The organism is Trichocoleus sp. FACHB-90 (assembly GCF_014695505.1).
Taxonomy (GTDB): domain Bacteria; phylum Cyanobacteriota; class Cyanobacteriia; order Cyanobacteriales; family FACHB-T130; genus Funiculus; species Funiculus sociatus.
Genome location: NZ_JACJOK010000048.1, coordinates 87,830 through 99,855 on the forward strand (window position 1 = coordinate 87,830; position 12,026 = coordinate 99,855).

A 12,026-nucleotide genomic window follows, 5' to 3' on the forward strand; every position below is an offset into this window, starting at 1 on the left:
TTTTCCCTCATTCCTTGGCTGCGGCCTGGGAACGAGGGAATTTTGCCTTTTGCCTTTTAATAAGCGCCGTCTTCGTATTCTGGCGCTTTGGTTTTTTCAGGGATGTTTATCCGAGGTGCTTTGTAAGGTGGCTCCTCAGCATCTTCCCAAACATCTTTCTCTTCGTATTCGTCTTCTTCGTACTCGTCCTCGTATGGTTCCGGTTCTACATAGGTTCGCTCTTCTTCATAACGAACTACTCGCCGCGTCTCGGTTGTCGCTTCGCTCCAGTTATCCTCTTCTTCGTCTTCTTCGTAATAAATTGATTCCGCCCGCCGCGCCCGAATTGGCTGTGGTTCTGGTTCTTCCCAATACTCCTCGTCCTCGCTCCAGCGAGCTTCTTCAATTACAGGAGCAGAAGCGCGAATAGAGGTTGCTGGCTTTGCGTTGACGGGAATTCCAGTAGGCAGCTGATTTTCAGGACGGACTGTTGGCTGAAAGTAAGCTTCCTCTTCGTCACGTTCCCAAGGCGCTTTGCCAATGCCAAGACGCTCTAAAAGACCCACAGTTAACTGAACCAAGCGTGCTTCGGAGCCTTCAAACACAATCAGACGATTTGGGCCACTGCTGACAATTTCATCAATCGGCAGCTCATAGGTACTTACAACCTGATCGGGAATTTGCGGCAGCCCCAAAGAAGCAATAATCAGCGAGAAAACTCTGCCGTCTTCACCATCAAACTTGAAACCCCGCACTTTGCCTAAAAGTTCACCTGTTTCGGTAATTACTTCACTGTTGATCAGGCTGCTGTAGGCTTCAACGTCGATATCTTCAATAACGTCATCATTATCAACCAGGATGACATCACCCATCTGACGAACGCTGCTGAGGAGCATATACCGTGGCATCCCCGCAATCGAGAGTAGGTTGTCTCGCAAACCCAGCGCTACAACTTTCCGCTGGTCGATATCTACTAATAGCTCCTTAATAATCCCCAAGCGCTTACCAGTGTCGCGGGTAATGACTTGGGTATTTAAGATGTCAGAGCGTTGAAGGATTTGTTCAGATGTCATTGGAGGCCCAATCCCGATCTCGAATCTTATTAGTTATTTATAGTGACATACTCCTACAATAACCTGAGTAGAGGTATTGTGTCGGCTTCTCAGCGAATCCGGCTATTGCTTAGCAGGAGATTGTCAATCTCCGGGGTATTGAACTCCATTGATTGACCGCCTATCAACGAAATACCGCTATGGTGTCGGACTTTCGGCGAAGATTGCTAAATCAAATCATACAGACTCTTTTTAGGAATGCAATTTTAGCCCCAAAACTTGGGTGTAAGCTCCTCGCGCCTGAGTGACACCGATGGTGCGCTCAGATGATTCAATCATGGGGCGGCGGAGGCTGACAACAATAAACTGCGCCTGCATAGCTTGTTGTTTGATCATTTTAGCTAATCGCTCTACGTTTGCTCCATCTAAAAACATATCAACTTCATCAAAGGCGTAGAAAGGAGAGGGGCGATAGCGTTGCAGGGCGAAGATGAAACTAAGGGCGGTGAGAGATTTTTCGCCGCCAGACATGGAAGCAAGCCGCTGCACAGGTTTGCCTTTGGGATGGGCGACTAAGTTAAGTCCTCCGTTGAACGGATCTTCGGAATCATCAAGTTGTAAATAACCGTCTCCATCGGAGAGTTCGGCGAATATTGCCTGAAAGTTTTCGTTTACGGCGTCGAATGCTTCTTGGAAGGCGCGGCAGCGCAGGGTGGTAAAGTTTTCAATTCGTAATAATAATTCGGTGCGTTCGGCTTCTAATGTTGTTAATTTCTGAGTTAGTTCTTCAAGTCGAGTGGTGGTGCGGTTGTGTTCTTCCAATGCCAGCATATTTACGGGTTCCATCGCTTGCAGGCGCTTGGTAAGGTTACGCATCTCTTTCTGCATTTGTTCTAATTGATCGCTTAATTTGTCAAATGCGATCGCATTTGAGTCGCTAGATTCGGGATTTACCAGCATTGGTACTTCTGGCAGAGGATCGGGTAATTCTGCTTGTTGCGTTTCCAGTTGAATTTTCACAGCAGTAAGTTCTTCCCGCCGCGATTGTTGCGTTTCTTGGAGTTTTTGCAGTTGCCATTCCAGCTGCTGTTGAGAAAGATGACGTTCTCGCAGTTGAGTTTCGCTGGCGTCGCGTTGTATTTTTGCTTGGCCCAACCTTTCCTCTTGTTGTTTCAAGCCTATTTGAGTTTGGCTAATTTGTTCGCTGAGTGTTGACAACTGTAGAGATGCGAAATTTCGCGTTTCTACAAGTCCTGATAGCTGGGTGCGATATTCCTGCAAGCGATGGTGGGATTCTTGGCTTTTTTCTTGCAGACGCTGCTGCTGATTTTCCAAATCTTTTAATCTTTGTTCGGCGGTGCGGAGAGCTTTTTCCCGTTCAGAGAGATGTTGCTCGTCGGCTTTAATTGTTGCCTGAATTTGTTGCCATTCGCTATGGGTTTGAGATTGCTCTAATTCTGCCAAAGCTTGCCGCAATTGTTGCAATTGTGCTTCTTGTGCGGGTAATTCAGCGTCTAGAGATTGTAAGCGGGATTCGGCGGTGTGAAATTCTTGAGTATTTTTTGAAAGAAGCGATCGCGTTGTTTCAGCTTGGGCAATTAAACCCTTAATTTCCTTCTGTAACTGTTCAAAATGTAACTCTTGCTCCCGTCGCTTAGCCTTCGCCTCAGTCAATTCTAAATTCAGTTGCTTTGTCTTTGCAGAAAGGGTATAAATTACCTCGCCACAACGTTCTAAAATTCGGTCAATTTCTTGTAGGCGATTTCTCAACGCGATCGCTTCCGCAGATTCTCCCGCGTCAGCAGTACCGAAATGCAGCCCAGAACGTTGACTGCTACTACCGCCAGTCATTGCGCCGCTACTTTCCAGCAGTTCCCCTTCTAAGGTTACGATGCGGTGTTGCCCTAAGTGACGACGAGCATCATGAATATTTTCAAAGACAACGGTACTCCCAAAGACGTAAGCGAAGATATTCCGATAACGGGAATCGCATTCAATCAAATTCACCGCATAATCGACAAATCCGTTGGCATGACGCAGCGCCACCACTGGCGAAAATCGCGGTGGCTGAATTTTATTTAAGGGTAAGAATGTAATCCGCCCCGCCCGTTTTTGCTTCAGCAGTTCAATTCCCGCCGCCGCCACGCCGTCATCTTCCACCACCAGATTTCCCAGTCTCCCACCAGCAGCAATTTCCAGCGCCAAGGCGTAGCGGGGTTCGACTCGCCCCAATTGGGCAACTAAGCCGCACACGCCGGGTAATCCTGATTGCTGTATAACTTTGGTGGCGAAGGTGCCTAAACTTTCCTGTTCGGCTTGGGCTTGGGCTTCTAGTTTATCGAGTTGGCGTTGTTTATCCCGTTGTTCTTGTAAGAGGCGCTTTTGCGTGTCTTGCTGAATTTGCAGATCGCGATCGCCTGCTGCCAAACCTTGAGCTAAGGATTGTATTTCTTGGGCGTAATCAGATAATTGTATTTCAAAATCAGCTAAACGAGACTGTTTTGCGGCGATTTCTGGCTCAATTGTTTGTAAAAGTTGACTTTGCTCCTCGATTTGCCGCCCTAGATTGGTATAACGCTCTCTAAGTTGGGCTTGTTCGGTGCGCTGGGGTTCGACAGTTTGCAGTAAAGTTTCGATTTGGCGACTTAGGGCGGTTTGTTGCTGCACCCAAGCTTCGGAAGCAGATGCGATCGCTTCCGCATCTTCCCGATGCCGATATAGAGTTTGCTGCGCTTGGTTGCGTTGTTCCTCCAAAGGCGCGATTAACGTTTGTCCACGCTGCTGTTCTTCAGTCAGTTGTTGCAGAGTTTGCTGGTGTTGTTGAATTAACTGCTGCTCTTGTTCTATATTGCCGGTGGTATGATTAGCCGCCGTTTCTAACTCTTGTTGCTGGCGTTGTAAATTACGCCGTTCGGCTTCCTGATTTGCCAGAAGTGATTGCAAAGCCAGGAGTTCTTCTTCCCCCAAAGCTTTCACACGGGCGTTGAGTTGATCGAGTTCTGCGGTTGCTTGCTGAATTTGCGCTTGTAATGCTTGAAGTTGGGCGGTTAATTCAGTAGAAGTGCGATCGCCTGCTTCAATTTGTTCGCACAATTTCGATTCTTGTTGCTGAAGATTTCGCCATTTGAGAACAGCTTGCCATTGTTCTTTCTGGTGAAGTTCGGCGCGGAGTTTTTGGTATTTTTCCGCTTTGATGCGATCTTGAGATAAGCGATCGCGTTGGGCAATTAATTCTGCCTCCACAATGCGACAGCTATCTTCCCGTTCCTTAACTGAGTCTAACGTCTCCTTCGCCTGGACAATCTTCCTGTCGAACGCCGCTACACCAGCCAACTCATCAATAATTTCCCGGCGTTCTCGCGGGTTCATAGAAATAATCCCGGTGACATCGCCTTGCAACACCACGTTGTAGCCTTCGGGATAAATTCGCAGTTGATTAAGCTTTTCATGGAGTTCCGTCAGGTTGCAGGATTCGCCGTTGATGTAGTAATTCGAGGTGTAAGTTCCCTGCTGCGTGACGCGCAGCTTCCGCGTCACACTCCACTCTTTCTCCGTCATATCTAGCCCCCCCTTTTCTAGGGTGGGTTGGGGGGAATCTCCAGCCGTTGTCCGATGTCCGTTGCTATTGCCAACAACCGTACCGCTAACATCTGACAAATCAAACGTAGCTGTGACGCTGGCTTCCACAGTCCCGCGATGGGGATGGTTGTGATTCACCAAATCAGGCAAGCGTTCCGCCCGCATTCCCTTAGAACTGGCAAGTCCGAGGCAAAACAGCAGCGCATCAAGAATATTCGATTTACCCGATCCATTTGGGCCCGATACGACAGTAAACCCCGGCAGCAATGGGATTTTCGTCGTGCCGCCGAAGGATTTGAAGTTGGTGAGTTCCACGCGCTTGATATAGACCATAGGCGCTGGGCGTTGCCGGAAAGTACAGGTGTATCAGTGAAGGATTCTCAACAGGTTAGCACAGTGATAAGAATATCGAACCGCAGAGGCGCTGAGAACCCGGAGAAAGTGTAGGGGTGTTATGTCTTTGGTTATATTGCGAGAATGCTTCTGGTCAAGAACGCGAAAGCTCCTTCGTCGCACGCTCCACAACTTACTACGCGAACATTTTCCCAAAATGTAAGATTATCTCATAAACATATAATGAGGTGAGCCATGCAACTAGAAGATTATTTCGACTTTCAGCGCCCCGATGATATTCGGTTGAAAGGTACAAGAGTAGGAATTGAAACTATCCTCTATGATTTCATTCATCGGAGTCGGACTCCCGAAGAAATTGCCCAAAGTTATCCCACAATAAATTTAGAACAGGTCTATGCCACTATTCTCTATTATCTGCATAATAAAGAATCTGTCAGCGCTTACATAGCTAATTGGCTAGAACATGGTCATAAAATGCGAGAAGAACAGCAACGTAATCCTTCACCCGTTGTTGTTAAACTTATGAAACTAAAAGCTGAAAGAGAAGAAATCAAGAGAGTAAATGAGTCTGAAATATCTGCTCGATGAAAATGTTGATAAAGTCTATCAGCGTCAATTTACTCGGCAAAATCCCAGCTTAATCATGTGGGTGGTTGGCGATCCTGGCGCTCCCACGAGAGGCACGTTAGACCCAAAAATTTTGTGCTGGTGCGAGGATCATAACTTCGTATTGGTGACAAATAACCGCACATCTATGCCTATACATTTGGCTGACCATATTGCACAAGTCCGTCACATACCGGGTATTTTACTTTTGAATGATAAGCTCAGTATTAGTCAGACTATCGATGAGTTAATTCTGATTGCTGAAGGGTCTTTTGATGAAGAGTATCAAGACCAAATTATTTACTTGCCGCTGCCTGAATATGATTAATGCCTATGACGGGTTTAAGTAACGAGTCAAGAGAATGCGATCGCATCTTCTTATCCTTGATAACTTAATGCGATCGCTCCTTCGTTGCATCCTCCGCTTCGCATCCACACCTCGTTATCTCCAAATATGCCAACACTTAACCTGCTTCAGTCGCTGCTTTTGTTAATTTGTGTATTGCTTAGTACGATTGTGGCGCTTCTGCCAAGTGTATTTGACAAACAAAAATCATTACCCGGAAGGTGCTTTATTTTTGGGCTTTTGGCAGTCTGTGGACTCCTAGCTTACATCGGCACGGGGCTAATCACTACGGAACAGGCAAAGCAAAACGTCGAATGGATTCAGAAAGTTCGCTGGACTGTCGGGATTGGGTACGCCGTTGCGCTGCCAACAATGGTGTATTTGCTCGTCAATAGGCAAAGTAAAAACGGTAAAAGATCCAGCGACACGCCAGAGGTAATTTCACAGCGATGGCGGCGGGAATTGCTGGTAATTATGCTAACTGATGTAACAGTGCGGATGGAAGACTCTCTGCATGATGATGAGTTGATTCCGCTGCTGATGGAAGACCAACGGGAAGAGGTGGGACGACCTCCAGAAGTAACGGTGAATGCTAAACCGTCTCCTGCTTGGCGGGAGAAGCTACCGAAATTTATACGAGTAACCGCTGAGTCTGAACCTGGCAAGAAAATTATAGATGTCTTTGAGCGAGATGATATTGCTGGCAGATTGCTAATTTTAGGTGCGCCCGGATCTGGGAAAACTACGATGCTGCTGGAACTAGCGCAAGACTTGATTATAGCTGCCCAACAGCAGCCAGAAAAGCCAATTCCGGTAATATTTGAACTTTCTAGCTGGAAAGATGATAAGCAATCTATTGCTGACTGGTTGGTAGCTGACTTGAAGTTTCGCAATAATATCCCAGACGCAATTTCTCGTGAGTGGCTGGAAACAGATAAATTATTGCCCTTATTGGATGGTTTAGATGAATTACAAAGCCGTCAGGGAAACTGTATTGAAAGAATTAATGAATTTCTGCAAACCACTTCTCGCTTATCTCAGATTGTCATCTGCTGTCGCGAGGAAGAGTACAAAACGGGTGAGAAAATTTTGACGCTACGGGGAGCAGTTTGTCTTAAGCCACTAGAAGAAAAGCAGATTAAAAGCTATCTGCAACGGTTAAAATGCGAACACCTTTGGCATGGGATGCAGAATGCTCCAGATGGTTTGTTAGCGTTAGCAAAGATGCCGCTGTTTTTACATCTCATTCCGGTAGCTTATCCAAATGGTTTGCAAAGCAAAGCTAAACGCTTCAATTCTACCGCTGAACTCGAAGCATACCAAGAAAAATGCCGTAAAGACTTGTTTGATGCTTACATTAAAAATCGTCTGGAAATTTCTCATAACAGCCAAGGCTATGAACTAGATAAAACTAGACAGTGGCTAATTTGGCTGGCTAAAAATCTAAAGAAGCAGAAAAAAGCGGACTTTTATATTGAAAAAATACATCCTATCTTTCTAAACACAAAACAAGACAATTTACTATATGGGCTGATCCTTGGGTCAATTATTGGGCTGATTACTGGCCTAATGATTGGATTGCTTATTGGCCTAATTACTGGACTGAATACTGAGCTGATTATGGGGCTAATGATTTTTGGACTTACTATAGGGATGATTGGGGGAATAATTTCTAATCCACTAGCCTGGGCTAATAATTTTAATAAATTTAAGACAATAAATCGTAAGGATATAGTCTTCGGCTTATTCTATTGGCTGATAATTACAGTAACTTTTATGCGGCATGGAATGATTATTGGGCTAGTTATTTCATTGATTTTTGGAGTGGTTATTGGATCGAGCGTTAATTTTTTTCTGAATAAACAAATAAAAACAAGAAACAAACCTAACCAAGAAATTCTAGAGTTAGTAAAAAATACTCTAGTTGTTAGTTTGATTATCTCACCTTTTACTATGTTACTTTTTTATGCAATACCTTTAATAACTAGAGTGGAAAATGTGCAGTTTATCAATACGGTAATTCCTGGGCTTGGTTTGGCGTTATTGTTTGGTATCATCTCTGCTGGTTTACCTGTCATTCAACACTTCGCCTTGCGCCTAATCTTGTGGAAGAGTGAGGCAATTCCCTGGAACTATGCGCGTTTCCTCAGCTACGCAAATGAGCGTAGGTTGATTAAACAAGTCGGTGGGCGCTATCGCTTCATTCACGACTTGCTAAGAGAACATTTTGCCAAAATGTAACTGTATATAGGAATCCTCTTTGAGTAGTGAGCTGCCAGCAGTTCAGATACCCGACTTCATAAGAAGTCGGGTATCTAGCCTTCACCATTATTTAGAATTGCTATAAAATAGTAGTTATAAATTTATTATAAAATACCAATAAGTCAATGACTGCCAATCTAGACGCAAAAAATCTAACTTTGAGAGATGTTCAGCGTATTCTAAAATTTGAAGAGCATTTGAATGCTTCAACCACATCATTACTGACGCTGGAACCTTTAACACAATTTGAACAGCAAGAGCTGCTACAAATCCGCAATTTATTTCGCGATTACTACGCAGAGGGTAAAATTTCCGAGGGGCAAGTTAAATTCTTATTCGTCGCTCGGCTGATGTGGTTGGCTGGGTTCTATCAGCCTAGTATTAAGATAACGTTAGAAGAGGGAATTGCTGATATTTCCATCGAAGATGAAGAAACCATCATCAAAGGACGGATGGATATTTTGGCAATAAATAAAACTCAAGCAACAACAGATACACTTTTCTGGATTTTGGTGATTGAGACAAAAAATAGTAGTATTAACGCATTAGAGGGTTTACCTCAATTGCTCGCTTATGCTTATAAAAGTTTAGAGTATCAAGAATCAGTTTGGGGGTTGACAACGAATGGAATGGATTATCGTTTCGCGTATCTACAGCAAGGAATTTCCCCAACCTATCAACTATTGCCAGCACTGAACTTGATTGACTCTGAACCTTCAATCCAATTGCTACAAGTTCTGAAAGCAATCTGTAAGTTACAAAACATTGCAACGCCTGTTCAGGCAGTATCTTGAACTACGTTAACTGCCTCGCGCATCTTCCACAACTGGCTGTTATATTACATTGGGCTGCCTGGTTTTGGGGAATTTTTGGTTTATCGTTTGGGGTAGCAGCAGGTGGCGGGGAAGCTTGCATTAAACACTTTGTCTTGAGAGTTATTCTATATTGTAGTGGTTCTATTCCTTGGAATTATGCCCGTTTTCTCGACTATGCTACTGAGCGCATTTTTTTACAAAAGGTTGGCGGCGGGTATATTTTTGTTCATCGATTGTTGTTAGAGCATTTTGCTCAGAAATAATTTTCTTATTTAGTAGAATAGGGTAGTTTATATTTTAAACTTTTAATTGCTTATAGCTTGGTTCGTAAATAGCGATCGCTTCCTCTTTACCCTTCACCTTCACCGACTTATCTACCAATCGCAACGAGAAGGATTCTGGCTGGTACAAACTATTTACTACTGACTCTGTTACCAAAATCTGACAGTCATACTGCTTAGTTAAACCCTCAACGCGAGAGGCTAAATTCACCGCATCGCCAATCACTGTAGAGTCAATGCGCGAGTTAAATCCCACAGTACCCATCACCACCTCACCGCGATGGATGCCGATACCGATTGCGATCACAGGCAAACCTTTTTCCATTCGCTCCTCATTAAAAAGAGACAGTGTTCCCTGCATTAAAATTGCTGCACGCAGAGCGCAATCAGTTGCTTCATCATCAAACAATGCCATGATCGCATCGCCAATATATTTGTCAATAAAGCCGCCACTCTTCTCAATCGGCCATCCCATACATTCCAAGAAGTCATTCAAAAACGAAAACGTCTCAAATGGTGTCATTTGTTCCGCCATTGAACTGTAATTCCGGATATCGCAAAACAAAATTGTCATAGTTCGCGTCGCCGATACACCCACCTGAATATTTTCAATTCCCTCTGGTGCAATAACTGAAAGAAATTTATCCGGCACGAACCGCTCAAACGATTCCAAAGTCTTGTGCAACTTACTAAACGATGCTTGCAACGCTGCCGACATCTCGTTAAAAGACTTTGCTAAATCTCCGATTTCATCTGACAAGTTAATTTCTGCACGATGCTGTAAATCCCCAGCGGCGATTCTGGCAGCACTCACCTGCAAACGCTGCACCGGATCGCTCAACCGCTTTGCCAGAATATATGCACACACTAAACTAACGGCGAGTCCCACAACACCTACTAACACAGCCTGATTTATTGCATAGACAACAGCACGGTTAATTTGCTGTGACGACATCCCGATCCGCAACGTGCCAATTGTTTCACCCGATACCAGTTTGATGTCCGAACTTACTTCTATAAATCGTTCGCCACGCTTCGCGCGCCCACGCCCCAAGAACTTGATATCTCGCAGAAGAAATGTTTCTACAGCATGCGACTGTCGCGATTTTAGCGCCGCATTTGTCACTTCTACTGGGACAATATCTGGAATATACTGGTTTTGGAAATCGCTGGGCGACGAGGCAAGAATCTGATTTTTTTTCCGGGCATCAGAAACAAGAATGTATAAAAAATCCTGGTTTTCCCTCATCAATAAATCCAGATCCACGCGGATTTGACCCCAATTTTCTTCAGAGAGTTCGTTACCCAAAGCATAAGCTGACAACTTAACTAAAGACTTTGCTTGACTCTGCTGCTGCTGACGGTAGAGGTTACTCTCAGTATTCGCCCAAACCCAGACTATGGAGCCAACCAGTCCGACGATCAACAACGTCGTGGCGGTCATAAATTGGGTGTGGATTGAGCGAAAAGCAAAAACTTTCATCCGGCTTTATTTATAACATTCTGTTTTGGTTTAAATACGACTAGCGTCATCTAGCAATTTAAGGAAGAGTTGGGGAATCTTGGTTTAGGTAATAGGTTGCTGCCAATTATCTATAGCAGTCTTTGCAGGAGTGGGAAATCTTTTTCCGGTTGTAGATAGGCTCTTTTGTCCTACGAGTTACAACCTATTACCTATGCTTCCTAAGCTATTCTTTATAGAAGAATGGGGCTTGCTATGCTTAGGCAAGTTAACTTGTTGAATCAGTTTCTTTCTTGGGTTTATTCAACTCTCTGCATTTAGCTTCAGCCTCTTTATACGCTTCTGAATACTTTTTACTACCCATGATTAAATTTCCGTAATATTCATGTGGTAAAGCATCATAAACAGGCAGTGGCTCATCGTCTGGATAATCTTCTTTGGCTTCTTCTACTGCTGCAACAAGTTTCTTCACAGTTAAACTTTGTGCCGGGAAGTAGAAAAATTGTTCTGCATTTTTATTGAGGTGTGGCAGTGTGGGATCGATAATACAAGTCTCAAGCTCAATCCAACTATGCTCAATCGGTCTGTATGGCTTTCCATCCCCAACTAAAAATCCTTGTACATACATACATCCTTCAGTTAATAATGCCGCTTTGTAAGCATTGTCAAAGGGATTTTTTGCTTTGCTTTTAATGCGCTCGGAAAGTTCTTTTGAGAGAGTTTCATCTAATGGTTTGTTCATCGGGAATCCTTAAAAGAGATTGAAATTTTGAATTCTTTTTTGTATAGTATAGCTCAGTCTTTTATTGTTTCTATCTCGAAGAGTCCTATCAGCAAAGTAAAAGTTAAAATTATACATTGAGAAGAAAGAGTGTTACTTAGATTATATTTCAAAGCTTTTATTTGATTGATAGCATAATTTATATTCCCATGAACCTATTAGAGATGATGTATAGCAATTCAAGGGTTGGGTGCAATACATCTGTAAGGGCATGGCAATGCCATGCCCCTACCAAGGCAGCGTGAACATCAGAACCACGATATATTCCACCCAACTGAGAAACGCTGTACAAATACATCTAATGGTTGAGAAACTGTCGCAGTCCGATTTAATCCCACATTCCGCACCCACAACTGTCACATAGACAGTGGCTTTAAGTGTAGAAGTGAATCATAGTTCAAATATTGAGTATAAATACTCAGTATTTATATATTAATGAGAATCAAGCTCATAATTTGCATCCAATGGCGACTCCTTATGGCAGTTTTCCCTAAATACTGGCGACCCAA

General features: G+C 43.8%; 8 protein-coding genes and 1 pseudogene. 5 read left to right on the forward strand and 4 right to left on the reverse strand.

Annotation, left to right across the window (positions count from 1 at the left end; all coding sequences use genetic code 11):
• Positions 1–56: 56 nt before the first annotated feature.
• A complete protein-coding gene (locus tag H6F74_RS13920) occupies positions 57–1,052 on the reverse strand; it encodes a PRC-barrel domain-containing protein (protein ID WP_190422273.1) in 996 nt (331 codons plus the stop codon).
• 231 nt (positions 1,053–1,283) lie between these two features.
• Positions 1,284–4,943, reverse strand: coding sequence for a chromosome segregation protein SMC (smc, locus tag H6F74_RS13925; RefSeq protein ID WP_190442034.1), 3,660 nt, complete (start codon positions 4,941–4,943; stop codon positions 1,284–1,286).
• A 255-nt stretch (positions 4,944–5,198) separates the two neighbouring features.
• Here smc and H6F74_RS13930 point away from each other — a divergent pair, with 255 nt between their 5' ends.
• From H6F74_RS13930 to H6F74_RS31040, 5 genes and pseudogenes are all read left to right on the forward strand, one after another.
• The gene (locus H6F74_RS13930) at positions 5,199–5,552 is read left to right on the forward strand and encodes a DUF433 domain-containing protein (protein WP_190442036.1); all 354 of its coding nucleotides are present in this window, start codon (positions 5,199–5,201) and stop codon (positions 5,550–5,552) included.
• On the forward strand, positions 5,527–5,898 hold the full coding sequence (locus H6F74_RS13935; protein ID WP_190442038.1) for a DUF5615 family PIN-like protein: 372 nt from the start codon (positions 5,527–5,529) through the stop codon (positions 5,896–5,898). The genes H6F74_RS13930 and H6F74_RS13935 overlap by 26 nt, the downstream gene beginning before the upstream one ends.
• A 126-nt stretch (positions 5,899–6,024) precedes the next feature.
• The gene (locus H6F74_RS13940; RefSeq protein WP_190442040.1) at positions 6,025–8,157 is read left to right on the forward strand and encodes an NACHT domain-containing protein; all 2,133 of its coding nucleotides are present in this window, start codon (positions 6,025–6,027) and stop codon (positions 8,155–8,157) included.
• 146 nt (positions 8,158–8,303) lie between these two features.
• Positions 8,304–8,972 (forward strand): restriction endonuclease subunit R, encoded by a 669-nt coding sequence (locus tag H6F74_RS13945; protein WP_190442042.1) that lies wholly within the window; start codon positions 8,304–8,306, stop codon positions 8,970–8,972.
• Between the two features lie 101 nt (positions 8,973–9,073).
• Positions 9,074–9,256, forward strand: a pseudogene (locus H6F74_RS31040) (hypothetical protein); the annotation flags it as partial.
• A 34-nt stretch (positions 9,257–9,290) separates the two neighbouring features.
• Here the strand turns inward: H6F74_RS31040 and H6F74_RS13955 are convergent.
• Both H6F74_RS13955 and H6F74_RS13960 read right to left on the reverse strand, forming a co-directional pair.
• Positions 9,291–10,757: an adenylate/guanylate cyclase domain-containing protein gene (locus tag H6F74_RS13955; protein WP_190442043.1), complete on the reverse strand. Its 1,467-nt coding sequence runs from the start codon at positions 10,755–10,757 to the stop codon at positions 9,291–9,293.
• Between the two features lie 247 nt (positions 10,758–11,004).
• Complete coding sequence (locus H6F74_RS13960) at positions 11,005–11,478, reverse strand: hypothetical protein (RefSeq protein ID WP_190442044.1); 474 nt, start codon at positions 11,476–11,478, stop codon at positions 11,005–11,007.
• Positions 11,479–12,026: the final 548 nt, after the last annotated feature.